At 65.2% G+C, this 24323-nt stretch carries 29 protein-coding genes; 15 read left to right on the forward strand and 14 right to left on the reverse strand.

The window, feature by feature from the left end:
• Positions 1–5 precede the first annotated feature (5 nt).
• Positions 6–428 carry a hypothetical protein gene (locus ACFPQ5_RS21815; protein WP_379760750.1) on the forward strand — a complete coding sequence of 141 codons (423 nt, stop codon included), beginning with the start codon at positions 6–8 and terminating at the stop codon, positions 426–428.
• A gap of 175 nt (positions 429–603) precedes the next feature.
• On the opposite strand, the gene ACFPQ5_RS21820 is transcribed toward ACFPQ5_RS21815, so the two are convergent.
• Together ACFPQ5_RS21820 and ACFPQ5_RS21825 are read right to left on the reverse strand one after the other, a co-directional pair.
• Positions 604–957: a hypothetical protein gene (locus ACFPQ5_RS21820; RefSeq protein WP_379760752.1), complete on the reverse strand. Its 354-nt coding sequence runs from the start codon at positions 955–957 to the stop codon at positions 604–606.
• A gap of 136 nt (positions 958–1093) precedes the next feature.
• Entirely contained in the window at positions 1094–1570 is a 477-nt protein-coding gene (locus tag ACFPQ5_RS21825; protein ID WP_379760754.1) for an outer membrane lipoprotein, read from the reverse strand.
• Between the two features lie 227 nt (positions 1571–1797).
• Here ACFPQ5_RS21825 and ACFPQ5_RS21830 point away from each other — a divergent pair, with 227 nt between their 5' ends.
• From ACFPQ5_RS21830 to ACFPQ5_RS21840, 3 genes are read left to right on the forward strand one after another with little or no spacing between them, the layout of a single operon-like run.
• Positions 1798–2346 carry a hypothetical protein gene (locus tag ACFPQ5_RS21830; RefSeq protein WP_379760756.1) on the forward strand — a complete coding sequence of 183 codons (549 nt, stop codon included), beginning with the start codon at positions 1798–1800 and terminating at the stop codon, positions 2344–2346.
• 59 nt (positions 2347–2405) lie between these two features.
• Positions 2406–2720, forward strand: a complete 315-nt coding sequence (locus ACFPQ5_RS21835) for a BON domain-containing protein (RefSeq protein WP_379760758.1) — start codon at positions 2406–2408, stop codon at positions 2718–2720.
• 46 nt (positions 2721–2766) lie between these two features.
• Positions 2767–4017 carry an AI-2E family transporter gene (locus ACFPQ5_RS21840; RefSeq protein WP_379760760.1) on the forward strand — a complete coding sequence of 417 codons (1251 nt, stop codon included), beginning with the start codon at positions 2767–2769 and terminating at the stop codon, positions 4015–4017.
• A 299-nt stretch (positions 4018–4316) separates the two neighbouring features.
• On the opposite strand, the gene ACFPQ5_RS21845 is transcribed toward ACFPQ5_RS21840, so the two are convergent.
• Positions 4317–5261, reverse strand: a complete 945-nt coding sequence (locus tag ACFPQ5_RS21845; protein ID WP_379760762.1) for a YihY/virulence factor BrkB family protein — start codon at positions 5259–5261, stop codon at positions 4317–4319.
• A 134-nt stretch (positions 5262–5395) separates the two neighbouring features.
• Entirely contained in the window at positions 5396–6427 is a 1032-nt protein-coding gene (locus tag ACFPQ5_RS21850; protein ID WP_379760764.1) for an OmpA family protein, read from the reverse strand.
• A gap of 470 nt (positions 6428–6897) precedes the next feature.
• Here ACFPQ5_RS21850 and ACFPQ5_RS21855 point away from each other — a divergent pair, with 470 nt between their 5' ends.
• The 4 genes from ACFPQ5_RS21855 to ACFPQ5_RS21870 all read left to right on the forward strand — a co-directional run bounded on the left by ACFPQ5_RS21855 (position 6898) and on the right by ACFPQ5_RS21870 (position 9986).
• Complete coding sequence (locus tag ACFPQ5_RS21855) at positions 6898–7503, forward strand: winged helix-turn-helix domain-containing protein (RefSeq protein WP_136223080.1); 606 nt, start codon at positions 6898–6900, stop codon at positions 7501–7503.
• 201 nt (positions 7504–7704) lie between these two features.
• Entirely contained in the window at positions 7705–8448 is a 744-nt protein-coding gene (locus tag ACFPQ5_RS21860) for a glutathione peroxidase (RefSeq protein WP_379760766.1), read from the forward strand.
• Positions 8449–8488: 40 nt separating this feature from the next.
• The gene (locus ACFPQ5_RS21865) at positions 8489–9355 is read left to right on the forward strand and encodes a M90 family metallopeptidase (RefSeq protein ID WP_379760768.1); all 867 of its coding nucleotides are present in this window, start codon (positions 8489–8491) and stop codon (positions 9353–9355) included.
• A gap of 76 nt (positions 9356–9431) precedes the next feature.
• Complete coding sequence (locus ACFPQ5_RS21870) at positions 9432–9986, forward strand: hypothetical protein (protein ID WP_379760770.1); 555 nt, start codon at positions 9432–9434, stop codon at positions 9984–9986.
• A 7-nt stretch (positions 9987–9993) separates the two neighbouring features.
• Here ACFPQ5_RS21870 and ACFPQ5_RS21875 read toward each other — a convergent pair whose 3' ends face one another.
• The 7 genes from ACFPQ5_RS21875 to ACFPQ5_RS21905 form a co-directional block, all read right to left on the reverse strand.
• Complete coding sequence (locus tag ACFPQ5_RS21875; RefSeq protein WP_379760772.1) at positions 9994–10362, reverse strand: TraR/DksA family transcriptional regulator; 369 nt, start codon at positions 10360–10362, stop codon at positions 9994–9996.
• 149 nt (positions 10363–10511) lie between these two features.
• A complete protein-coding gene (locus ACFPQ5_RS21880; protein WP_379760774.1) occupies positions 10512–11093 on the reverse strand; it encodes a hypothetical protein in 582 nt (193 codons plus the stop codon).
• Positions 11094–11109: 16 nt separating this feature from the next.
• Positions 11110–11970 (reverse strand): hypothetical protein, encoded by an 861-nt coding sequence (locus ACFPQ5_RS21885; protein WP_379760776.1) that lies wholly within the window; start codon positions 11968–11970, stop codon positions 11110–11112.
• A gap of 86 nt (positions 11971–12056) precedes the next feature.
• Positions 12057–12422 carry a VOC family protein gene (locus ACFPQ5_RS21890; protein ID WP_379760778.1) on the reverse strand — a complete coding sequence of 122 codons (366 nt, stop codon included), beginning with the start codon at positions 12420–12422 and terminating at the stop codon, positions 12057–12059.
• A gap of 35 nt (positions 12423–12457) precedes the next feature.
• Complete coding sequence (gene otnI, locus ACFPQ5_RS21895; protein WP_379760780.1) at positions 12458–13249, reverse strand: 2-oxo-tetronate isomerase; 792 nt, start codon at positions 13247–13249, stop codon at positions 12458–12460.
• A 146-nt stretch (positions 13250–13395) separates the two neighbouring features.
• On the reverse strand, positions 13396–14817 hold the full coding sequence (locus tag ACFPQ5_RS21900; RefSeq protein WP_379760782.1) for a DEAD/DEAH box helicase: 1422 nt from the start codon (positions 14815–14817) through the stop codon (positions 13396–13398).
• A gap of 192 nt (positions 14818–15009) precedes the next feature.
• Complete coding sequence (locus ACFPQ5_RS21905; protein ID WP_379761392.1) at positions 15010–15789, reverse strand: inositol monophosphatase family protein; 780 nt, start codon at positions 15787–15789, stop codon at positions 15010–15012.
• Positions 15790–15964: 175 nt separating this feature from the next.
• Between ACFPQ5_RS21905 and ACFPQ5_RS21910 the strand changes: the two genes are divergently transcribed.
• The gene (locus tag ACFPQ5_RS21910; RefSeq protein ID WP_379760784.1) at positions 15965–16714 is read left to right on the forward strand and encodes an RNA methyltransferase; all 750 of its coding nucleotides are present in this window, start codon (positions 15965–15967) and stop codon (positions 16712–16714) included.
• A gap of 1 nt (position 16715) precedes the next feature.
• On the opposite strand, the gene ACFPQ5_RS21915 is transcribed toward ACFPQ5_RS21910, so the two are convergent.
• From ACFPQ5_RS21915 to ACFPQ5_RS21925, 3 genes are read right to left on the reverse strand one after another with little or no spacing between them, the layout of a single operon-like run.
• A complete protein-coding gene (locus ACFPQ5_RS21915; protein ID WP_379760786.1) occupies positions 16716–17369 on the reverse strand; it encodes a DUF3885 domain-containing protein in 654 nt (217 codons plus the stop codon).
• Between the two features lie 8 nt (positions 17370–17377).
• On the reverse strand, positions 17378–18292 hold the full coding sequence (locus tag ACFPQ5_RS21920) for a DUF2145 domain-containing protein (protein WP_379760788.1): 915 nt from the start codon (positions 18290–18292) through the stop codon (positions 17378–17380).
• Positions 18292–18768 (reverse strand): hypothetical protein, encoded by a 477-nt coding sequence (locus tag ACFPQ5_RS21925; protein WP_379760790.1) that lies wholly within the window; start codon positions 18766–18768, stop codon positions 18292–18294. The genes ACFPQ5_RS21920 and ACFPQ5_RS21925 overlap by 1 nt, the downstream gene beginning before the upstream one ends.
• A gap of 236 nt (positions 18769–19004) precedes the next feature.
• Between ACFPQ5_RS21925 and ACFPQ5_RS21930 the strand changes: the two genes are divergently transcribed.
• The 6 genes from ACFPQ5_RS21930 to ACFPQ5_RS21955 all read left to right on the forward strand — a co-directional run bounded on the left by ACFPQ5_RS21930 (position 19005) and on the right by ACFPQ5_RS21955 (position 24317).
• Positions 19005–19526 (forward strand): twin-arginine translocation signal domain-containing protein, encoded by a 522-nt coding sequence (locus ACFPQ5_RS21930; RefSeq protein WP_379760792.1) that lies wholly within the window; start codon positions 19005–19007, stop codon positions 19524–19526.
• Position 19527: 1 nt separating this feature from the next.
• On the forward strand, positions 19528–21156 hold the full coding sequence (locus ACFPQ5_RS21935) for a GMC family oxidoreductase (RefSeq protein WP_379760794.1): 1629 nt from the start codon (positions 19528–19530) through the stop codon (positions 21154–21156).
• Entirely contained in the window at positions 21153–22457 is a 1305-nt protein-coding gene (locus ACFPQ5_RS21940; protein WP_379760796.1) for an alpha/beta fold hydrolase, read from the forward strand. Before ACFPQ5_RS21935 ends, ACFPQ5_RS21940 begins: the two co-directional genes overlap by 4 nt.
• A gap of 53 nt (positions 22458–22510) precedes the next feature.
• Positions 22511–22999 carry a phasin family protein gene (locus ACFPQ5_RS21945; RefSeq protein ID WP_379760798.1) on the forward strand — a complete coding sequence of 163 codons (489 nt, stop codon included), beginning with the start codon at positions 22511–22513 and terminating at the stop codon, positions 22997–22999.
• A gap of 81 nt (positions 23000–23080) precedes the next feature.
• The gene (locus tag ACFPQ5_RS21950) at positions 23081–23767 is read left to right on the forward strand and encodes a TetR/AcrR family transcriptional regulator (RefSeq protein WP_379760800.1); all 687 of its coding nucleotides are present in this window, start codon (positions 23081–23083) and stop codon (positions 23765–23767) included.
• 7 nt (positions 23768–23774) lie between these two features.
• A complete protein-coding gene (locus ACFPQ5_RS21955; RefSeq protein ID WP_379760802.1) occupies positions 23775–24317 on the forward strand; it encodes an LOG family protein in 543 nt (180 codons plus the stop codon).
• Positions 24318–24323: the final 6 nt, after the last annotated feature.

The following is a 24323-nucleotide window of genomic DNA, read 5'->3' on the forward strand; positions in this document are numbered from 1 at the left end:
GGAACATGGACAAACACGATCACGATCACAAGCACGGTCACAAACATGACCTGAAAAAGGACGAGCCGACCGGGCTGGCTGGCCACAAGCACAGCCGCGATCCGGCCACGCGCAAGGCCGAGCTGCTGCGCGAAGGCGAGTTCTACCGTGCCGGCGTTGCCTACGCGAAAGCGCAGGTAAAGCACGGCGCGCGGCCCGAAGTCATGTTACATTCTGCCTTAGACCACGCGACGTGGGCGTTGCGGGCACGAGCTGATGCTCTGCTGAAACCCACGGGCACGAGTGTCTCGGTGCTGCTGCCGTATGCGATGACTGCATTCAACTTCGTGCGCCAGCGCCGAATGGGCAAGCAGGCATTGGCAGGCGCTGTGCTGGCAGGCGTTGCCGGCTGGTACATGAAGAAGCGCCGCGCGCAGCAGGGATATTAAAGGGGCCGACATGGCGGCTCCGGCCGCCATCCGGTCGACATGCCGGTAGCGGTGGCTTCAAGGCTTCCGCTGCCGAATGTTTTTGATGGACACAGAATATGGTGGGGCTTGAGCGGCGTCGCAATCATTGATTGGACGCCGTCTTTTTTTGCCGGTCGCAAATGCGCTTTCGCTCTCAACGCGTCTGCGTCCCCGCTTCCGCCCGCGCCGCCGCCAGCTCCTCCTTGTACGTCTCCTGCGCCGCCTTCAAACACCCGGCCCGCTCCCCCGCCGGCCCCTGCGCACAAGCGCGCTTCGCCTCATCCAGCGCCGCGCCGATCTCCTTCTTGCGCGTACGCCATTGCTGCTGCGCCGTCGCATCCTCGCGATACCAGCGCGCCGGATCGCCTTGCGCAATCTCGCGGGCCTGCTTGCTGGCCGCGGCCGGCGCCACCATCGCATCGTTGCTGGTCTGGGCGCCCGCCATGCCGCCCGTGCCGGCCAGCAGGCCGGCCAGCAGCAGGCGCCCCATCAAGCTCTGTACATTCATCTTCACCTCCGAAAAATGAAACGGGCCGGCAATGCCGGCCCGTCGGACACGTCAGGCGCTGCGGCTGCAAGTGCGGCCCCACACCCGGCGCAATGCCGGGGAGTGCAGGCTGTCCTCCGCAGTGCCCACGCCGAAATTAGTAACGGTAGACGCGGCCGTCGACCAGACGCACGCGGTTGCCCACGCGCAGGTCATAGACGCTGTCCTGGACCACGGTGCGGTATTCGCCGTTATCCATGCGCACGTTGACCTGGTACATCTCCTGGCCGCTGCCCGCGTTGCGGTTCTTTTCGATGTTGTTGCCGACCATGGCGCCGCCGACACCGCCGGCCACGGTCGCCGCGGTACGGCCGCTGCCGCTGCCGATCTGGTTGCCGGCCAGCGCGCCGACCAGGGCGCCGACGACGGCGCCGCCGCCGCTCGTGCGGTTCTCGGCCTGGGTCACCTGGATCGATTCGATGACGCCGTAGCCCATCGATGCCGTATTGGCGTAGCCGCCGCGGTTATAGCCATTGTTCGAATAGCTGTCGTTATACGACGGCGAGCTGGCGCAGCCCGAGAGCAGGGCGGCGGCGGAGATGACTGCGGCGACGAGGGTGTGAGGTGCTTTCATATTGTTCTCCTGGCAAAAGGTGTGAGTCAAGAATACGAATCCACCTGCGGGAGGTCTGTGCGCTCACGCACGATCAATTGCTAAATTAATATTATCGAAACAACATGTTCTGTTGTGTTCGACAACGAACAGATAGCCCGGCGGGATGGGCGTAAAACATCATCCATGATCACGCTGAAGATCGATGCAACGAGCAGAACCGGGAGAACAAGAACATGAAAACGAGAATGAAAAACGTCCACGCACTATTGATTATCGGCGCCGCCCTGCTGTGGGCGACCCACGGCCGTGCCCAGACCGTCCCCGACGCCAAGACCGCCTACAACACGGCGCGCGACACGGCAGCGACCACCTACAAGGCGGCGCGCGCCCGCTGCGAACTCGTGACCGGCAACCCGCGCGACGTCTGCCTGGCCGAGGCCAAGGCCGAGCGCGTGCGCGTCGAGGAAGAGGCGGGCGCCGCCTACAAGAACACCCTGAAGGCCTACACCCAGGCGCGCATGCGCATCGCCGACGCGAACTACGACCGCGACAAGGCGCGCTGCGGCGCGGTGACGGGCAATGACCGCGACGTGTGCATCAAGCAGGCCAAGGCGACCCTGATCGCCGCCCAGGCCGATGCCACGGCGGATCGCAAGATGATCGAAGCGCGCAGCAATGCGCGTGAAGACAAACTGACGGCGGAATACCGGGTCGCACTCGAAAAGTGCGACGCGTTTGCCGGCGCGGCGAAAGACCAGTGCGTCGACGCCGCAAAAACCGCGTACGGCAAGTGACGTACCGGATCGCTCACCCGAGCACATTGACTTTGACCACAGACAGAAAGGGATACATCATGAAAATCACCCAACGCCTTGCTACCGCCATCTTCACCGGCGCGCTCGCCTTCACGATGGTCGGCTGCGCCTCGGGCCCACAGAAGGAAAGCGCCGGCGAATTCGTCGACGACAGCGTCATCACCGCCAAGGTGAAGGCTGCCTTCGCCGCCGACCCGCAAGTCAAGGCAACCGAGATCAACGTCGAAACCTTCAAGGGCGACGTCCAGCTGTCGGGCTTCGTGGCCCAGCCAGGCGACGCACAGAAAGCCGTCGAGGTTGCCCGTGGCGTGAAGGGTGTAACATCGGTCAAGAACGACATCCGCGTGAAGTAATTCCAGCCGCTGGGCGGCGGTCCGGCAACTTTTAATCGGCAAACACATGCATCTCGCCAGTCCAGGTTCGGCTCAAGCCGAGCCGAACAAGCCCGCCGCCCCAGAGGCACCGTCGGCCATCGGCGCCGACATCGTCCAGCCGGAGATCCACTCCGGCCCGGGCGACGACCTGACCCTGCATTCCGGCGGCCTGCGCCTGCCCATCCACGTCAATGCCCGCGGCCTTTCGCTCGGCATCCTGGCCACCGTGGCCTTCGTATTCGCCCTGCAATGGGCGCAGAAATTCTTCGTACCGCTACTGCTCGGCATCTTCATCGCTTACACGCTCAGCCCCCTCGTGCGCTGGCTCGAGCGCATCCACATCAAGCGCGTCATCGGCGCCACCCTCGTCACCGCCATCCTGATCGGCGGCCTGGGCGCGACCATGGTGCGTTTGCAGGACGAATTCTTCAACATCATCGACGAACTGCCGACGCTCACCCACAAGGTGACCAAGCTGCTCACCAGCGCGGCCAGCGGCGGTTCGACCATCCAGCAGATGCAAAAGGCCGCCGCCGAGATCGAGCAGGCTACGGCCAGCGTCGGCCAGAACAAGGATGCGCGCCTGATCCAGCGCCGCCCGACGCTGTCGCAACCGCATTCGCCGGCCTTCCGCATCACCGACTGGCTGCTCGCCGGTTCGGTCGGGCTGGCCTCCTTCATCACCCAGGCCACCATGGTCCTGTTCCTCGTGTTCTTCCTGCTGCTGGCGGGGGACACGTTCAAACGCAAGCTGGTCAAGCTGACCGGCCCCTCGCTGACGCGCAAGAAAGTCACCGTCCACATCCTGGACGACATCAACACCACGGTCCAGAACTACATGTTCATGCTGCTGGTGACGAATATCCTGCTGGCGCTGCTGATGTGGGTGGCGCTGCGCGCGATCGGCCTGGAAAACGCGGGCGCCTGGGCCATCTTCGCCGGCGTGACGCACATCATGCCGTACTTCGGCCCACTCTTGATCACCACCGCCACCGGCCTGGTCGCCTTCCTGCAGTTCGAATCGCTGCGCATGGTGATCCTCGTGGCCGGGGCCTCGATGGGCATCGCCACCCTGGTCGGCATGGTGGTTGCCACCTGGATGACGGGCAAGATCGCCAAGATGAACCCGGCGGCCGTGTTCGTCAGCCTGCTGTTCTGGGGCTGGCTGTGGGGCATGTGGGGCTTGCTGCTGGGGGTGCCGGTCGTCATGATCCTCAAGACGGTGGCCGAGCGGGTCGAGGGGATGGAGTTCGTGGCGGAGCTGCTCGGCGAGTAGGGGCGGCCGGGTGTTCGCCGGCACGTAAAACGCGTGGAGTACTTCAGGCCGGGGGGCCTGAAGTACGAGTCCACCCTACGTGCGCGGCAGTTCGTCATTCGACATTCACCACGGATGACCGCAAACCACGCTTCGTAGGGTGGACTCCCGAGTCCACGCGGTGCGGCGCTCGATCAGACGCGAAACCGGGCTAACACAAAGAGCGGTGCGGACCTGATGGGGTGCTCAACAACACGTAAACCGCGTGCGCATGGTAAAAAAAACGGCGCGGACCTGATGGAATCCGCGCCGTTTTCATATTAACTGCGCTCCGGCCAAGTCATCCGCTTGACATTCTTCGCCCCCGTCTCATGCTCCGGCTTGTGCTTCAGGCTGCCCAGCTGCAGCGCATACTGGCGGGCGAACTCGGCGCCGAGGAAGAAAATCTGCGCCGAGTAATACACCCACAGCAGCAGCGCGATCAGCGAGCCGGCGGCGCCGAAGCTGCTGGCGGCGCCGCTGTTGCCGATGTACAGGCCGATGGCGAATTTCCCCAGCGTGAACATGGCGGCGGTGCCCAGCGCCCCGACGATCACGTCATGCCAGGATAGCTTGATGCGCGGCAGCAGCTTGTAGATCACACCGAACATGGTCGAGATCACCAGGAAGCCGATGCAGGAGGAGATCCAGCCGAGGATCACGGCCGAGTCCTTCCAGATGCCGCCGATATAGTTTTCGACCACGGCCATCGCCGCGCTGATCACCAGCGACACCAGCAGCAGGAAGCCGAGCACCAGGATCAGCCCGAAGGACAATACGCGGGTGCGGATCGTGTCCCACACGCCGGCATCCTTCGGCGCCGGCACGTTCCAGATTTCGTCGAGGCTGTCCTTCAGCTCGGCGAACATGCTGGTGGCGCCAACCAGCAGCAGCACGCCGGCGATGATGGTTGCCATCAAGCCGCTTTCCTTGTCGCGCGCACCTGCCAGGATCGCCTGGATGGTTTCGGCGCCTTCCTTGCCGACCAGACCGCGTAATTCGTTGAGCAGCTGTCCCTGCGCCGCTTCGGCGCCGTAGAAGAAGCCGGCAACGGCGATCACCAGCACCAGGATCGGCGCCATCGAGAACAAGGTGTAGAAGGCGAGGGCGGCGCCCTTGCTGGCGGCGCGGTGCGCCAGCCACTCGGTCACCGCGCACTTCATGATGTGGAAAACCTGGCGCGGGGAGGGAATCCACTGCTTTTTGTCTTTGTCGTCCTTGTCCATACCGATTCTCCGTGAAATGAAAAAGGGGCACCGGACCCCTGTTCAACCTGGCGTCGCAAGACGTGGTTGACCGGACCAGGTACCCCTCCGAGCGCCGTTCCGTCACGAGGACGGAGCGGCGGCCGAGATGTCGATTACTGAACGCGCTTTTCGATCGTGATCTGCTCGACTTCCACGCGGCGGTTCGGTTCCAGGCACTTGATCAGAGCGGCACGGTTTTTCTCGGTGCAGGTCACGACCGGGTTGGCTTCGCCCTTGCCGTAGGCCTTCAGGCGGCCGCCTTCGACACCCTTGCCGACCAGGTATTCACGCACGGAGTCGGCGCGGCGCTGCGACAGCTTCAGGTTGTACTTTTCCGAGCCCAGGCGGTCGGCGTAGCCGGTGATGTCGACGTCGGTGATGCTCGGGTCGGCTTGCAGGGCGGCGGCGATCTCGTCCAGCTTAGGCTGCGGCATGCGCAGTTCGGCCTTGTCGAACTCGAACAGTTCGGTGGTCGACAGGGTGACCTTCTCGAAGCGTGCCGGCGGCGGAGCGACCGGTGCCGGTGCTGGTGCCGGAGCCGGTGCCTCGACGACCGGAGCTGGCGCAGGAGCCGGTGCCGGTGGCGCTGGCGGCGGGTTGAAGGCGTAGTTCAGGCCAATGGTGAGGTACTTGTTGTTCGGCTTGTTGAAGCCGAACTCTTCGTCGTGGCGCAGGTTGCTCTTCACCGAACGGATGTCGGCCTGCAGCGACCATTGCGGAGTCAGGGTTGCCTGGACGCCGATACCGCCGGTCCAGTATGGGGAGTTGTGGCTCACGTTGCGCAGCGGGTTCTGCACCTTGTCGCGCTCGACGCCCAGGCCGAGCAGGATGTATGGGCGAACACGGTTACGCGACAGCATCAGCAGCCCGTCCACACCCAGCAGGGTCTGATTGTAACGAGCCGGGCCATTTTCGGTACGGACGTGGGTGCCGCCAATCTGGACGTCCCAGTACTGGTTCACGGCTTTACCGAACTTCAGGCCACCGCCCCAGTCTTTTTCGCTATTGGTGCCGAAATCGGCGTCCGGCTTCATGCCGACGACGCTCGGCTGGATGTACCAGGACGGGTTGATTTCTTGGGCCAGCGTGGAGCCGGCGGCGCAGAGCATGGCAACGGCCAGGGCGATCTTCTTCGTATTGTTCACAGGAAACTCCCATAAGTTGAAAAGGTAGGGTGACATCGCGTGCTTGAAACAGTGATGTTGGACGAATAATACGGGGCAGGGTTCCGGAACCTCGGTGCGCTAGCGCACCTAGTCATACTGATGAGTGACAGATTCACAACATCCATGTCGGTATCGTAAAACTGCCCTCTATATAGAAGGGATCGACGTTTTGATGTAAATTTATTAAATATTTCAAAAAGAAAAAATTTTTCAAAAATCGTTGTATTTTTGCGACAAGCAAACGTGCGGACGGTAGTGTTGATTCTATGCAAAGAAAAATTTTTAAAATGCTTGGAGGAATTTTGCCAATGTGGGCTGGCGCACAGACCGGCCGGGCTGACGCAGGCAATCTTGAGGCCAGTTAAGCGGAACCCGAGGTGTTGTCAGAGTGTCAGACCACACACAGCGACCCGGACCTCCCAGTCTCTCTCTTATTGGAGTACAACAACATGCATGCAACGACCCATCACAACGCGGTGCAAGGCGACGTAGGCGCAGTGCACACTTCCAGCAATTCAGCGCTGATCGAACGCGTCCCGCCGCAGCCAACCGAGCGCGCGCCCATCTCCCTGGCGCCGATCGAACGTGTGCGGTCGACTTCCGCCACGCAGCGTCGGATCGAGAACATGCAAAAGCTGATCAACGAACTGTCGACCCATGAAATGCTGGCCGACGAGATCGCCTGGTTCCTGAAGTTCTCGCCGTCGGGCGCCCGCAAGTACATCCGCGACCTGCGCGAAGCCGGCGTCATCGAACTGGCCCGCTACATCGAAGGCACCGCCACCTACCTGGGCAAGGCCGTCTACCAGATCTGCCCCGACCAGGAACGCGTGAAGGCCTTCCTCGCCGCCATCTGCCAGCCGAAGCGCGAAGGCGCCGCCCCGCGCAAGGAGCGTCCGGGCCTGCGCGAGCAGAGCATGGCCGGCAGCGGCCGCCACTTCCACATCCTGGCCGACGACACCCACTACGCGATCCGCGTGAACCGCAGCCCGGTCACCCGCGATCCGCTGGTCGCCGCCCTGTTCGGTCCGGCGCCTAGCCAGATCGGCAAGTAAGACCCTCTGCCGGAGGCCGGCCGCGGTGGAGACCCGGGGCCCGTTTCCGTAACCGACGATCGCTGTCGTCATGCATTCGCCGCACACTGTGCGGCGTTTGTCGTTAACAGCCGGCCATTCGACAACATTGAAACCCCGGCAACAGTCCCCACCTGCGGGCGAAGCGGCCTGCAAGCCGCATCATTCACCCAAGGAGGCCCCATGCTGCCAAGCGCCGAATCGCTGGAAGGAAAACCCGTACCGCAAGTCACGTTCAAGGCGCGCCCCGACAACCAGTGGCGCGACCTGACGAGCGACGAACTGTTCAAGGGCAAGACCGTCGTCGTGTTCTCCCTGCCGGGCGCCTACACGCCCACCTGTTCCTCGACCCATTTGCCGCGTTATAACGAGTTGTCGAAGGTCTTGCGCGAGAATGGCGTCGACGACATCCTCTGCCTGTCGGTGAACGACGCCTTCGTCATGAACGAGTGGAAAACGGGCCAGGAAGCGGACGGCATCACCTTTGTTCCCGACGGTAACGGCGATTTCGCGCGCGGCATGGGCATGCTGGTCGACAAGCGCGAGCTCGGCTTCGGCATGCGCTCCTGGCGCTACTCGATGCTGGTGCGCGACGGCATCATCGAGAAGATGTTCATCGAGGAAGAGGGCGAAGACGATCCGTTCAAGGTCTCGGATGCCGACACCATGCTGCGCCACATCAATCCCGAGGCCCGTGCGCCGGAACCGATCGTGATGTTTTCGCGTCCCGGCTGCCCGTTCTGCGCACGCGCCAAGGCGGCGCTGAAGGAACGGCGCCTGCGGTATACCGATATCTCGCAAGACCAGAAAATCACCAGCGGCGTGCTGCGCGCCATCACCGGCCGCATGACCTGGCCCCAGGTCTTCATCGGCGGACGCCTGATCGGCGGGGCCGACGAGCTCGACGCGCACCTGGCGGACGCATGAGTGAGCGCATGAGCGGCCAACCTTGCACGAGGGCAGACTGATGGAAGCCTTGTTGACGGTGTCGAGCCTGGTGGCGATCGGCTTGCTGGCCTGGGCGGTGCCGCGCTGGCGCCTGCGCCGCGCCCTGGCGCGGCCGCTCGCGGCGAGCGAACTCGCCATCCTCGAGCGCAACGTCGAACCCTGGCGGGCGATGGACGCGGCGCAGCGCACCCGGCTCGAACGCCTGGTGCGGCGCTTCCTGCATGAGAAGACTTTTGTGGGCTGCGCCGGGCTCGAGATCACCGAAGAGATGCGCCTGACGATCGCCGGCCAGGCCTGCCTGCTGTTGCTCGGCGCGCGCGGCGAGGCCGTGTATCCGACCCTGAATGCGGTGCTGGTCTATCCGGGCGCCTTCCTGGTGCCGCGGCGCCAGGTCGACGCGGCCGGCGTGGTCACCGAGGAGCGCCAGGATCTGTTGGGCGAATCCTGGGGCGACGGCCGCGTGATCCTGTCCTGGGACCACGTGCGGCGCGCCGGCATGGAGGCGCCGCCTTCGCACAACGTCGTGCTGCACGAGTTCGCCCACCAGCTCGACAGCGAGTCGGGCACGACCAATGGCGCGCCTTATCTCGGCAGCGCGGAGCGTTACCGCAGCTGGTCGGAAGTGCTGTCGCGCGACTTCGCCGCCCTGCGCCACGATGCCTGGTTCGGCCACGAGGATGTGCTCGACCATTATGGCGCGACCAATCCAGCCGAGTTCTTCGCGGTGGCTACCGAGGCCTTCTACGAACAGCCGCACCGCCTGGCTTCCCGCCATCCGGCCCTGTACGAGGAATTCCTCAAGTATTACCGCGTCGATCCGCGGCAGTGGCAGGCAGCGCCGCCGGAACCGCAGTTCGATGAATTTGCCTATGGGCAGTGGCGATAAACCGTGTGCGTTTGCGTACAGAATGTGCAGCCCAGCAGGAGCATGCTTCGGCTAACCAACAATGCAGGAGACTTCCATGTCCACCATTATTGCAGGGCATTTCCAGACCCAGGACGAGGCCAGTGCCGCCGCGAGCGCGCTGGCCCAGGCCGGCTTCACGCAAGAACGCCTCAGTACCTTCTACCTGAGCCAGGCAGGCCAGCATGACATGACCCCGATCGGCGGCGACAACCTCCATTCGCCGGGCGCCAAGGAAACGCCGGTGGGCGTGGTGCAGGGCCAGCTCACCGGCGGTGCGGTCGGCGCGGCCCTCGGTGCCGCTACGGCGCCGGTTACGGGACCGGCCGGCCCCATCGTCGGCGGCCTGGTCGGCGCCCACGTGGGTTCCTTGTTCAGCTTCAGCAAGATGAAGGAGGCGGGCGAAGGAGAAGAAGGCGGCCGCGCCCCGATCGAACAGCGCAAGGCCGGCATGCTGGTGGCCGTCGCCTTCGACGACGCCGGCGACGAATCGCGCGCCGTGGATGTGCTGCGCCGCCTCGGCGCGGTCCAGATCGAACGCGCCCGCGGGAATATCGTGGACGGCGACTGGGCCGATTTCGATCCGTCGATTCCGCCCGAAATCGTCCACTAAGGACAGATCACTGGCGCTGTTTCTCGTGGCGCGTCTGGCAGGCAATGCACAGGCGCGCTTCGGGGCGTGCCTGCAGGCGCGAAAAGCCGATGTCGGCGCCGCATTCCTCGCACAGCCCGTAGCTGCCGTCCTCGAATTTCGCCAGCGCGTGGCGCAGCACCTGCATCCGGGCCGCGTGGTGGCCGGCCGCCTCCAGCGCGAGATCGTTCAGGAGGCGCACCGTGGCCTTGTCGGCGGGCGAGGTTTCGACTTCGGACACGGGCAGGTCGCGCGCGCCCTCTACCGTCTGCGGCTCGTCCGTGCGGCTGAGCGCAAGCAGATGCGCCTCGAGCGCGGCGCGCAACTGGGCCAGCTGGCCTTGATCGAGCGCGTTCATGGGCGCGTTCATGCGAAAACGTGCGTATGACGGGCGCGCGCGGCGGCGGCCCGGAGCGAAGAAAAGCCGTTCATTGCATGCTCCCACATGAACTGGTGTGGGACCAGTGTAGCGCGATGCGCCCGCCCTGAACATGGGCGCACGAATCCTCAAGCAGGCTTCGCAGCGGGCGCCTGGTGGGCCTTGATGTCCTTCACATGGGTCTGGATCTTTTCGAGCGCCAGGATGATCGGTGCCGCCTGCCCGGTAGCGGCCGCGCCCGCCAGGCTCAGCAGGCCGGCGACCAGGCCGGTGACGTCGCCGATCAGCGCGATCTTGCGGATCTTTTCGGCGGCCGCCGAGGTCAGCGCCACCACGTTCTGCTGCGACTTGCCGAGCGACTTGACGACGAAGGTGGCGGCGTCGGCATATAGGCCGTTGGCGCGCTGGCGCAGCAGCAGTTCGTCTTCGAGCAGGGCCCGCGCCGTGGCCTGCACATGGGCCGGCACGGCGCGGCCGTCATAGACCTTGATGTCGCGCATGATGCGCTCGTGCAGTTGGTCGGCGCAGGCCGAGAGCTGGTCCGCCAGCTCGACGATCTGCGCCACGCTGGCCAGGCCGCCGTCCTTGGCCGCAGGCGCCTTGGGCGCGGCGGCCGCCTTGTCCTCCGCCACGACGGCGCCGGCCAGCGCGCCGGCCACCACGTCGGTTGCCGCATCCAGCGGATCGGCCTTTGCTTTTTCGTCTGCCATGCTGGCTCCTTGAAGATTATTCGCTTGCGAGACCTTCGCGGATCATGCGCAGGTCGCGTCCATAATTGCCGAGCATGCGCTTGACGTCTTCCTGCGTCAGCTTGTGCAGGTTTTCGCGCAGCTTCTGGTGCCCGAGCGCCACCTTGGTCAGGCCTTGCAGGGCCAGGTCGTAGCGGCGGTCGATCAGCTTGTACTCGCTTGCCTTGTTCAGGTAATGGACCTTGGCCAGGGTCACCAGCATGCGGTCGTCGCGGCCCTTGGCGAAGGGCAGCTCGACGTCGAAGATGCCGAGGATGGTCTTCTTCTCATTCTCGTTGGTCTTGTAGTAGAGACGGGTGAGCGAGATCATCGCTTCCAGCAGCACCTGCACGTCGGCGTCGCCGTCGCGCACCATGGTCTCGACGCTGCGGTTCTGGTAACCCGAGGCGATCACCCGGGTCAGCAGGCGGGTCAGGCCCGTGTACGCAGCGATATGGCGCTGCTGCAAGCCCGATTCGGCGTTGGCTTTCAGGCCGTTGCCGAGGTCGTCGATGCGTTCGCTCAGGTCGTAGCGGGTGTCGCCGGCCAGCAGGCTCAGTGTCTGCATGTAGAGCACCAGCGCCTTTTGCACGCTGACGAAGTCCTCGTACACGGCGCGGCGCTTGGCGTCGTTTTCGCGCGCCAGCTTGTCGGCCGAGACAGGCAGGTAAGGTTGTTCGCGCTCGTAGGTGTCACGGTAGCGGCGCGACAGTTCGCCGTAGCCGCCGAGCTTGGCCGAGGCGTCCGCGAATTCGCGCACTTCCTGCAGGCTGACCGGCCCGCCGGGTGCGGCGCAACCAACCAGCACCAGGCTCAGGCCGAACAGGAAGGAAACGAGGGCAAGGCGAAATGTCTTCATCGGGTCCTCTCGAAACGGCGATGATGCCGGACGGAAAGACCCCATTCTGGCAACGCCGCGTCGATGCGGCGTTGCAGTGCGTCAAGTCAAGCGACTTTGCTGCGGTCGAAGTGCGGATTTTCGATGATGCCGAACAGATTGCCGTAGGGATCGCGCACGGTGGCGACCTTGATGCCTTCGCCGACGTCGGCCAGCGGGGAGTCCACCGCCGCACCCAGGCCTTCCAGGCGTGCCAGTTCCGCCGCGGCATCCTGCGTGCCCCAGTAGGCGGTGGCGCCGGTACTGCCGGGTACGCCGTCGGGAATCAGGCCGAGCTCGAAGCCGCCCACTTCGAAGCCGACATAGAAGGGCTGGTCGAAGTAGGGCGCCTTGTCGAGCACGCGCCGGTACCACTCGGTCGCTTCGGCCAGATCGGTGACTGGATAAATCACGGTGCGCAAACCCTGGATCATGGACATCTCCTTATTGTTAGGGAAGCAATGTTGCCTCAGCCGGCAGGGCGTGTCCAGTCCCCGGCGCGCCAGGCCAGTCCCTCATTGGTGTCGCCGCGGGGATTGTATTCGCAGCCGATCCACCCGGCGTAGCCGAGCTCGTCGAGCAGGCCGAACAGGTAGGGGTAGTTGATCTCGCCCGTTCCCGGCTCGTGGCGACCCGGCACGTCGGCGATCTGGATGTGGCGGATCAGGGGCAGCAAGCTGCGCAGGCTGTTGGCGAGGTCGCCTTCCATGCGCTGCATGTGATAGATGTCGAACTGCAGGAACAGGTTATCAAGGCCGCACTCCTCGATGACGGCGGCGGCCTGGCGCGAACCGGTGAGGAAATAGCCGGGCATGTCGCGGTCGTTGATCGGCTCGATCAAGAGGTTCAGGCCCCTGTCCTTCAGGGCCGCAGCCGCGAAGCGCAGGTTGGACACGTAGGTCGCGTGGGCGCGTTCGTGCGGCACGTTCGGCGGCAGCTTGCCGGCCATGCAGTGCAATTGCTGGACGCCGAGTTCTTCAGCGTAATCGAGGGCTAGTTCGACGCTGTCCTGGAATTCGCCGATGCGGCGCGGATCGCAGGCCATGCCGCGGTCTCCCGCCGCCCAGTCGCCCGGCGGGAAATTGTGCAGCACGAGTTCCAGCTGGTAGCGCGCGAGGCGGCCGGCGATCCACTCCGGTTCGCAGGCATAGGGAAACAGGAATTCGACGGCATCGAAGCCGGCCTCGCGCGCCGCGGCGAAGCGGTCGAGAAAGCTGAGCTCGGTGAACAGCGTGCTCAGGTTGGCGGCGAATTTGGGCATGGCGGTCTCGAATGTTGTCAGCCCGTTATCGTAGCACCTGCACGTGCAAGCCGCTGGCGAACCCCAATCGTGTGGCGATGGCCCGCTAAATAAAAAAGGGCAGGCCGGCGAACCGGACTGCCCTTTGTTTTCAAGCCGGACTGCGCTTAGCGGTCGCGCCCGCCCTGGCGTGGGGCACCCGAGCGCGGGCCACGGCTGGCGCCGTTGCCGCCGCCATTGCCGCCACGGTTGCCGCCGCCATTGCCGGCGCCCGCCGGACGGCCGCCGCCGTTGCCCGCCGGACGCGAACCACCGGCAGGCGCCGCGCTGCGCGCCTGGCCCTGGCCCTGGCCACGGCCGCCGCCCGGACGGCCGCCACGGTTCGCATGACCCGGCGCGCCGCTGCGCAGCTGGATCGGCTGGGCCTTGGCGTTCAGGTCCGGCTCGAAGCCCGGGATCACGTGACGCGGCAGCGTCTGCTTGATCAGCTTTTCGATGTCCTTGAGCATCTGGTGCTCGTCAACGCAGACCAGCGACACGGCTTCGCCCGTCGCGCCGGCGCGGCCGGTACGGCCGATGCGGTGCACGTAGTCTTCCGGCACGTTCGGCAGGTCGTAGTTGACGACGTGCGGCAGCTGGTCGATGTCGATGCCGCGCGCGGCGATGTCGGTCGCGACCAGCACCTGCAGGCTGCCGTCCTTGAATTCGGACAGGGCCTTGGTACGGGCGGTCTGGCTCTTGTTGCCGTGGATCGCCATGGCGCCGATGCCGTCCTTGCCCAGCTGTTCGACCAGCTTATTCGCGCCATGCTTGGTGCGGGTGAAGACCAGCACCTGGCTCCAGTCGTTTTCCTTGATCAGGTGCGACAGCATCGGATGCTTCTTGTCGCGGTCGACCGGGTGGATCTTTTGCGCGATCACTTCCACGGTCGAGTTGCGGCGCGCCACTTCGATCGAGGCCGGGTTGTCCAGCAGCTTGTCGGCCAGGGCCTTGATGTCGTCCGAGAAGGTGGCCGAGAACAGCAGGTTCTGGCGCTTCGGCGGCAGCAGGGCCAGCACTTTCTTGATGTCGTGGATGAAGCCCATGTCCAGCATGCGGTCGGCTTCGTCCAGCACCAGGATCTCGATCTTCGAGAGGTCGACGGTGCGCTGGCCGGCGTGGTCCAGCAGGCGGCCTGGCGTCGCGACCAGGATGTCGACGCCGTGTTTCAGCAGCTTGATCTGCGGGTTGATGCCGACGCCGCCGAAGATCACGGCCGAATTCAGGTTCGTGTACTTGCCGTACAGGCGCACGCTTTCCTCGACCTGGGCGGCCAGTTCGCGGGTCGGGGTCAGGACCAGGGCGCGCACGGCGCGTGGCGAGGTCTTGCTCTTCAGGGCCGCGCCGATGGCGTCGGTCGACAGGCGCTGCAGCAGCGGCAGGGTGAAGCCGGCGGTCTTGCCGGTGCCGGTCTGGGCGCCGGCCAGCAGGTCGCCGCCGCCGAGCACGGCGGGAATCGCCTGCGCCTGGATCGGCGTCGGCGCGGTGTAGCCTTGTTCGGTCACGGCACGAACGATGGCATCGGACAAGCCGAGGGTAGCAAATGACATTAGTGAATTCTTCTGGTGAGGTTGATTCCGCCGCCGGCGCAAGCGGCGCCAGGATCGGAAATGGTGCGCGGCAGGCAATGAAGCCGAGCCGGAGCATTATAGAGAATTTGTTGCGCAGTGGAAATACTGATGCAGGAAGGCCGCCGTGTGCACTGCGTCACGGCGGCAAGCAAGTCCGCTATTTTACGCTAGTTACGCAAACGGGACCATCAGCGGGATCATCTGTGCAAAGACCTTCGGGCCGGCGGCGATGATGTCGCCCTTGTTCAGGTAAGCGGATTCGCCGTTGAACTCGCCGACGATGCCGCCCGCTTCGGTCACCAGCAGGGAACCCGCGGCGATGTCCCAGATCTTGAGGCCTTTTTCGAAGTAGGCGTCGACGCGGCCGGCGGCCACGTTGGCCAGTTCCAGCGCGGCCGAACCGCTGCTGCGCACGCCGTGGCAGCGCGAGGCGACGACTTCGTACATGCGCAGGTATTCGGCCAGCGCGCGCGGATCCGGACCGTGGCCGGCGGCGACCAGGGCCTTGCCGATGCGGTCGTGGTTGCGCACGCGGATGCGCTTGTCGTTCAGGTAGGCGCCGGCGCCCTTGGATGCGGTGAACAGGTCGTTGCGGACCGGGTCATACACGACGGCCTGGGTGATCACGCCCTTGTGCTGCAGCGCGATCGAGATGCAGAAGTTCGGGTAGCCGTGCATGAAATTGGTGGTGCCGTCGAGCGGATCGATAATCCAGACATACTCGCTGTCGTCGTTCAGGTTGCGCGACGGGCCCGATTCTTCGCCGAGGATGGCGTGGTCGGGGTAGGCTTTCAGCAGCGTTTCGACGATGGCCTGTTCCGATGCCTGGTCGACGTCGGTGACGAAATCGTTGTGTTGTTTTTCAGAGACCACGATGCGGTCGAGGTCGAAAGACGCGCGGTTGATGACGGTAGCGGCGCGGCGAGCGGCCTTGATGGCCGTGTTGAGCATTGGATGCATTGTGCTTTTTCCCTGAAAAAAACGCTGACGCCCACGGGGCACGCAGCGCCATGGACGGTCGAGTATGAGTTGAATTAAAGAGCAAAGCGGCGAAGAACCCGTTAGAATTCCGGCCCTTGATGCCAGAACTTTAACTGCTCGTCGCCGCGCGATAGCGCTATTTTAAATGAACCTGCCAGAATCCGACACGTCTCTTTTTACTCGCCTACGTTTCGTGCTCGTCGAAACCAGCCGCGCCGGCAATGTCGGCTCGGTTGCGCGGGCCATGAAGACCATGGGTTTCACGGAACTCGTGCTGGTTTCGCCACGCTGTCTTGACCCCTTGAACGACCCGGAAGCGGTCGCATTCGCCAGCGGCGCTGGGGACGTGCTGCAGAACGCGCGCATCGTCGACAGCATGGCCGAAGCGCTGGAGGGCTGCAATTTCGCGGCCGCCGTCTCGGCGCGCCTGCGCGAATTCTCGCCGCCCGTGTGGACGCCGCGCGCATTCGCGGGCCATGCGGCGGGGCAGGGCGAAGTGAAGGCGGCGCTCATTCTCGGTAACGAGCGGGTGGGGCTGCCGAACGAGATCGTCGAGAAGTGCAATGTCTTGATTAACATTCCGGCCAATCCGTCGTACTCGTCGCTCAACCTGTCGCAGGCGGCGCAGGTGTTGGCTTACGAATGCCGGATGGCGGCGATCGGCGATTCCGTGCCGGAGACGCCGGTCGGCTTCCACGGCGACGCGGCCAGCGTGACCCAGATCGAAGGGATGTATGCGCACCTCGAAGAGGCGCTTGTTTCTATTGGCTTCCTCAATGCGGATAATCCGAAGAAGCTGATGCCGCGATTGAAGCGGCTGTTTTCGAGGACGCAGTTGGAGACGGAAGAGGTGAATATCCTGCGCGGGATTGCACGGCAGATCCTGAAGCGCTAAGTCAGGTTTGCGTCGTCGAGGCGCCACCTGTCCCTTCAAAATTCTGCTTCATCGCATCCAGGTCATAGTCCAGCAGCCAGTCCTTATACTTTACATAAAGCGCTTCCAGAGGCGGCCTTTCAGTGCCGATCACGTCCATCCCGCGATCGTCATAAGGATGCGCGACGATGCCCTTGTCCAGATTGAGCAGGTATATCAGGCATCTGGGGTTCGGCCGCAGGGCCGGAAAGTCGCAGGCTAGCGCGCACCACAAAAGGGCCGGGACTTTGGAAACGGGTAGCTCGAACGCACATTGGACCCAGTAGCCGTCATCAAACGCGTCTGTCTCATCTGCCGTGACCTTTTCGAGCCAGACGCTTCTGTTACGCGGCGGGATGATGCCAGCCTCGCGTAATTCGCGCATGGTGCTGCGGAGTTGAAAACGATTTTCAGGTGCATACCGCTGCAGGTGGACCAGGACCGACTCCTTACCCTCGAAGATATTCGTGCAGATGGCCGTCGCCTTATTCAGGGCCGTCAACACCAAGTCGAGTGCGCTATCGCCGCTGGACAACTCAAAACGCAGGCCATCAGGATAATGGTAGAACAGGGCATGACGGTACATGTCGTCGCCCACCAGGCTCCTGATTTTTTGTCGGAAGTCCGTTTCTTCCATTTGTCCCCTCAGACGCCCCATGGCGCTAGCGCAATCACTTCATCGCCAGGCATCGCCCGGCACTCCGCTCCCAAGGGCTCCCATCCGCGCCGCACGACGATCCGCTCGGTGTCATGGCACATCTGCACCCGCTGCGCTCCCGGCGAGCGCCGCTGCACGAAGGCCTCGAGCGAAGCCGGCACGCTGACCTGCAGCGCCAGCGCATACACGTCGTCGATCGGATGGTCGTCCACGTGCACCAGCGGCACGAACTGGCCGGCGAACATCATCGCGTGCGAGGGCACTTTTACCGGTCCTGCTGCATAGCCTTGCGAACGCAGCCAGGCCTGCGCCTGCTCGCGCGGCGCGGCGGCCGTGTCGAGATGGCCCCAGGCGCCGGCCAGCAGTTCGGCGACCCACTGGTTGCAGTTCTGGTAGCGGGTGCCGAAGGCATAGGCATTCGCGCTGTACTGGCCGGACAGCAGGGACAAGGCAAGCGGCTTGTCGAGCGCCGCGCGTTCGAGCGGCGCCGCGTCTTCGTCAGGGAGGAAGACCAGCGACATGTGGCCGTTGGTGGGTGCTTCGGCACCCAGCGCGAAGCCGGCGATGCCCTGGTCGAACAGGCGCGGGCGCGATTCGTCGCAGGCGTAATACAGCTGGCGCACGGCCCAGGGGCCGGCGGGATTGTCCTTGAGAGCGATGGCGGCGTGCGAGTAGAGCAGGCCAAAGCGGCTCAGGTCGAGCCCGGCGCGCGAGACAAGAGCGACCCGGGAACCGGAGCGCTCGAGCTCTTTTTTCACGACGCCGGCGAAGCGCAGCACGCGGTCCTGGTCGGCGGCGCTGATTTCCTTGCTGCGTTCGCAGAAGGTCGGGATGCCGGCCCAGGCGCTGCCCCCTAGACAGAAGGCCAGCGCAGCCAGCGCCGGCCGTAGCCAACGAGTCATCAAATGGCGACTTTGTGCGAACCGAGTTCGCGGTACCAGTTGTCTTCCAGCGCCAGGAAGAAGGCCTGCTTGTTGTCCGCGTGGGCGAACTCGTAGCCGTATTCGCGGGCGTTCACCTGCACCAGTTCGCCCTTGGCGACGGCGCGCTGCGCCAGGGCGCGGTTCGGCACGTCGAGCGTGAATTCGCGTGCGTTTCCATCCTTGCCGGCTGCTGCCGCGTGCAGCGTCATGCGCGTGGTGTCCGGCTTGCCCGGTGCGGCGGCGACGTCGATGACGCGGTATTCGCCCGCAGCCACGCGGCGGTCGTCGCCGGAGCTGTTGCTGGACGAGCCGATCGAATCGGAGACGCTGCCCGAGGAGGCCGAACCCGCGCTGGAAGCCGAGGAAGCGGCGGTGCTGGCGGCGTGGACGGGCAGGGCGCAGGCGGTGGCGAACAGGGCCAGGCAGGCGGCGCGGGAGAGAGTGCTGAAGTTCATGAAACGCTTTCGTAGTCGAGCTGAATGACGCTATGGTACAAGGCGAGGCGAGTGCTGAGAAGGCTCGTTACAAGCTGTATTCAATGCCCGTAGCAGTATGCAAACAAAATTTGCATGAGGAGCCTGCCGTGCAAAGCTTATTTGCATGCTGGCCCGCTTTGCCATATCTCGACGAATCCCTCTAATTCCGCGTACGACGCCTGGCGTACACTATGGCAAAAACAACAGGGATACAGATGGAGACCAAGCGCAGATCCTTCCTCAAGGCCGGCGCCCTCGGGGCGCTGGTGCTGGCCGCGGGCGGCGGCATCTATCGCGCCGTGCACACGCCGCGTCCCCGGCGTTTCGTGCTCGACGGCGAAGCGCGCGCCGCGCTCGGGGCCATCGTGCCGGCGATGCTGGACGGTGCGCTGCCTACGGAACCGGCCGAACGCAAAGCCGCCATCGACAGCACCATCGCAGGCGTGCACACGGCGATCTCCCACCTGCCGCTCCCGGTGCAGAAGGAAGTGCAGGACCTGTTCGGCCTGCTGACGCTTGCACCTGCGCGGCGTCTGCTGACGGGCGTCTCGAACGGCTGGGAGCAGGCCGACCCGAAGGAAGTAAGCGCCTTTTTGCAGGACTGGCGCCTGCACCGCTTCGCCCTGCTGCGCACGGCCTACGGCGCGCTGCACGACCTGTCGCTCGGCGCCTGGTATGCGCAGCCGGCCAGCTGGGCCGCGATCGGCTATCCCGGCCCGATGAAGGAGCTGTCCTGACATGAGCGAACCCATCATCCCTGACCCGATCCGCGCCGGACAGGCGCGCGGCTGGAAGATCGTCGACGCGGCCCGGTTTGAATCCGACCGCAGCCTGGATGCCGACGTCGTCATCGTCGGCAGCGGCGCCGGCGGCGGCGTGACGGCCGAGATCCTGGCGCTGGCCGGCCTGAAAGTGCTGATCGTGGAAGAGGGCGCGCTGCGCTCCTCGTCCGACTTCAAGATGCGCGAAGCCGACGCCTATCCGGCGCTGTACCAGGAATCGGCCGCGCGCCAGACCCTGGACAAGGGCATCAAGATCCTGCAAGGCCGCACCGTCGGCGGCTCGACCACCGTCAACTGGACCTCGAGCTTTCGTACGCCCGCGCCCACGCTCGACTTCTGGCGCGGCGAGTTCGGCCTCATGGACTACGACAGCGAGACGCTGGCGCCCTGGTTCGCGATGATGGAAGCGCGCCTGCACGTGAGCGACTGGCACGCGCCGCCCAACGAGAACAACGACGTGCTGAAACGCGGCCTGGAGAAGCTCGGCATCCAGGCCGGCTTCATCCGCCGCAACGTCAACGGCTGCTGGAACCTGGGCTACTGCGGCATGGGCTGCCCGACCAACGCCAAGCAGTCGATGCTGGTGACGACGATTCCGTCCGCGCTCGAGCATGGCGCCACGCTCGTTACACGTGCCCGCGCCGAGCGCTTCGTGCTGCGCGGCGAGCGGGTCGACGAACTGCTGTGCGTCGCGCTCGGCCCGGACGGCGTCGCGCCGACCGGACGCCTGCTGCGCCTGCGCGCGAAGCACTTCGTCGTCGCCGGCGGCGCGATCAACTCGCCGGCGCTCCTGATGCGCTCGGGCGCGCCCGATCCGAACAAGCTGCTGGGCAAGCGCACCTTCCTGCATCCGACCCTGATCTCGGCCGGCATCTTCCCGCAGCGCGTCGATGCCTGGGCGGGCGCGCCGCAGACGGTCTATTCCGACCACTTCCTGCATACCGGCGCGATCAACGGCGCGATCGGCTACAAGCTGGAAGCGCCGCCGCTGCATCCGGTGCTGCTGTCGACCACCCTGAACGGTTTTGGGGCCGGCCACGCCGCCCTGATGCGTCAGTTCCCGCACATGCAGGGCATGCTGGCGCTGCTGCGCGACGGCTTCCATCCCGAGTCCGCCGGCGGCGCCGTGCAGCTCAAGGATGGCGCGGGCGTACTCGATTATCCGCTCAACGACTTCCTGTGGGACGGCGCGCGGCGCGCCCTGTTGACGATGGCCGAAGTCCAGTTCGCGGCCGGCGCGAGCTCGGTGCAGCCGGCGCACGAGCAGGCCGCCGCCTACACCACCTGGGGCGAGGCGAAGCGCGCCATCGCGGCCCTGCCGCAGCGGCTGCACATGACGCGCGTGGCCTCGGCCCACGTAATGGGCGGCTGCACCATGGCCGGCGACGAGCGGCGCGGCGTGACGACACCGAGCGGGCGCTATCGCGGCCTGGACAACCTGTCGGTGCACGACGGCTCGCTGTTCCCGACCTCGATCGGCGCCAATCCGCAGCTGTCGATCTACGGCATCACCGCGCGCCTGGCAAGCGGACTGGCGCAAGACCTGACGGGCAAGCCGGCGCCCAGGGTGACGGCTGCGGCATGAGCGCGCGCCGCATGCTGCGCTGGCTGCTGGCGGTGCAGGCCCTGGCCGCCGCCGGCATCGCGCTGGCGTGCCGGTACTGGCTGGGGTTCGCTCCCTGGGCGGCGCTGGCCTGCGGCCTCGGCGCCGTGCTGCTGGTGCGCCTGGCGATCAACATGAACAACTTTGTCTTGAGCAGCTACTTCGCCAGTCCGACGCCGCGCGAGTACCGGCTCGGTCCCGGCGCTCGCCTGCGCCTGCTGGGCGAGGAATTCGTCTCCAGCATGCTGCACAGTTCCTGGTTCATGCCGCGGGCAAGCGGCTGCCGCCGCATCCATCCCGGCTCGCAGGCGATCCCGGTGCTGCTGGTGCACGGCTACGGCTGCAACAGCGGCTACTGGAGCTATCTGATGCCGCGCCTGGACGCAAAACGCATCAGCCATGCCGGCATCGACCTGGAGCCGGTCGGCGGCGCGATCGACGACTACGTGCCGCTGCTGGAATGCGCGGTGAACGACTTGTGCGCGGCCACCGGCGCGCCGCGGGTGGCGATCGTCGCCCACAGCATGGGCGGCCTGGTGGCGCGCGCCTGGATGCGCGTCCACGGCAGCGCGCGCGTGGCACGCATCGTCACGCTCGGCACGCCGCATCACGGCACCGCGCTCGCCAACTTCGGCCCCGGCGCGAATGCGGCGCAGATGCGGCGCTCGCGCGGGGAAGCCAGCGACTGGCTGCGCGCGCTGGCCGACAGCGAAGACGCGGCGCGGCGCGCCCTGGTCACCTCGATCTTCAGCCACCACGACAACATCGTGTCTCCGCAAACATCGAGCGTCCTGCCTGGCGCGCGCAACATCGCGCTGGGCGGCGTCGGCCACGTGGCGCTGGGCTGCAACGGGCGCGTGCTCGATACCGTGATGGCGGAACTGGATGCGCTGCCGGCCGTGCAGCCGGCCCTGCTGCTGGTGGACGACGACGCCTTCATGCTGGAACTGCTGCGCGACAGCGTGGCAGGGCAGGGCTGGCGCGTGCTGACGGCGTCGTCGGGTACGGAGGCGCTCGCGCTGCTGGCACATGAGCCGGTCGCGGCGATCGTCAGCGACCACCTGATGCCCGGCATGAGCGGCGCCGAACTGCTTGCCGAGGCGCGGCGCCTGGCGCCCGCGAGCTTCCGGATACTGCTGTCCGGCGCGCCCGACGACGCGGCGATCGCGGCCGCCCTGGCAAACGGCGACGCCGACCGCTTCCTGCCGAAGCCCTGGCGCGCCGAGGCCTTGCTGGCGCTGCTGCGCGAAGCTTTTACGACGCGGAGCACGCGCGGCGTTTAGAATGCGGGTTCTATCGTGCGGGCCTGGAATGCCTTGAGACGAATGAGGAAGCGATGACAAAAAATATCAAGGAACTCGAGCAGGAAGAGGAAGAGCTGTCGCAAGCCGTGCGCAGCTCGGCGCAGCAGATCTGGCAGGCGGGCCTGGGCGCCTTTGCCAAGGCCCAGCAGGAGGGCGGACGAGAATTCACGCGCCTGGTGCGCGACGGCAGCGAGTTGCAAAAGCGCGCGCGCTCCGTCGAGGATGCGACCGATACCGTGGCGCGCAAGGCCGAGCGTTCCAGCCGCCGCGCATCAAGCACCTGGGGCAAGCTGGAACAGGTGTTCGAAGAGCGCGTCGCCCGTGCCCTCGCCACCATCGGCGTGCCCGCGCGCAGCGAGATGGAAGCGCTGAACCACCGCATCGACGAACTCGAACGCATGCTGGCCGAGCTGGCGGGCGAGCACCTGCGCCAGGCGGCGCGCAAGAAGCCTGCCGCCAAGGCCGCCGCGAAGAAACCCGCCGCCAAACGGACCGCTCCGAAACGCGGCGCCGCCGAGTAAGCGGCCCGCCCGCACTGCCGCCCGCAAGCGGTTCGATGATATGCTTGCGGATGACACCACCCAGATCGCAGACCGCCATCCATGCTACAGAAAGCTCCACGCCGCACCCGTGAACGCATCCTCGAGCTCTCGCTCAGGCTGTTCAACGAGTTCGGCGAGCCGAACATCACGACGACCGTCATCGCCGAGGAGATGAACATCTCGCCCGGCAACCTGTACTACCACTTCCGCAACAAGGACGACATCGTCAATTCGATCTTCGCGCAGTTCGAGACCGAGATCGAGCGCATCCTGACGGTGCCGGCGGGACGGCGTTCGAACATGGAAGACGTCTGGCTCTACCTGCACCTGATGTTCGAGCTGATCTGGCGCTACCGCTTCTTCTACCGCGACCTGAACGACCTGCTGTCGCGCAACCGCAAGCTGGAACTGCACTTCAAGGCCATCCTCGCCCACAAGATCAAGGTCGCGCGCCAGCTGTGCGAAGACCTGAGAAGCGAACAGTCGCTGGAAGCCTCCGACCAGCAGATCGGCGCGATGGCGACCAATATGGTGGTGGTGGCGACCTACTGGCTGTCGTACGAGTACGTGCGCAATCCACGCAAATACAGCGAGCAGCAGGCGATTGCCGATGCGCTTGCGCGCGGCTGCTACCAGGTGCTGTCGATGCTCGGTCCTTACCTGCGCGGCGATACCAGCCTGCTGTTCGAGAAGCTGTCCGAAGAATACTTGAAGAAGCTGCCCGACGAAGGCCGCGATCCAACCTAGAATCCCTATGAAATCGATTGCCGTCTACTGCGGCGCCTCGAATGGCGCCAAGCCCCTGTATGCCGATGCCGCCCGTGATCTCGCGCGCGTGCTGGTCGAACACAACATCGCCCTGGTCTACGGCGGCGGCAAGGTCGGCCTGATGGGCGTGATCGCCGACGAAGTGCTGCGCCTGGGCGGCGAAGCCACCGGCGTCATCCCGCGCGCGCTGGTCGAACGCGAAGTCGGCCACGCCGGCCTGACGCGCCTGTTCGTCGTGAAGGACATGCACGAGCGCAAAGCCATGATGGCCGACCTGGCGGAAGGTTTCATCGCCATGCCGGGCGGCTTCGGTACGCTGGAAGAGCTGTTCGAGATGGTGACCTGGTCGCAGCTGGGGATACACGCGAAGCCGATCGGCTTGCTGAACGTGGACGGGTTCTACGATGGGCTGGTGCACTTCGCGCGGCACCAGGTGCAGGAAGGCTTCGTGCGCGAAGGGCACGCGGGGTTGATGCACGTCGATGCGGACGCCGACGCATTGGTCAAACGATTACGCGGGGTTTCGTAGGGTGGG

Source organism: Massilia suwonensis (genome assembly GCF_042655665.1).
Taxonomy (GTDB): Bacteria; Pseudomonadota; Gammaproteobacteria; order Burkholderiales; family Burkholderiaceae_D; genus Telluria; species Telluria suwonensis.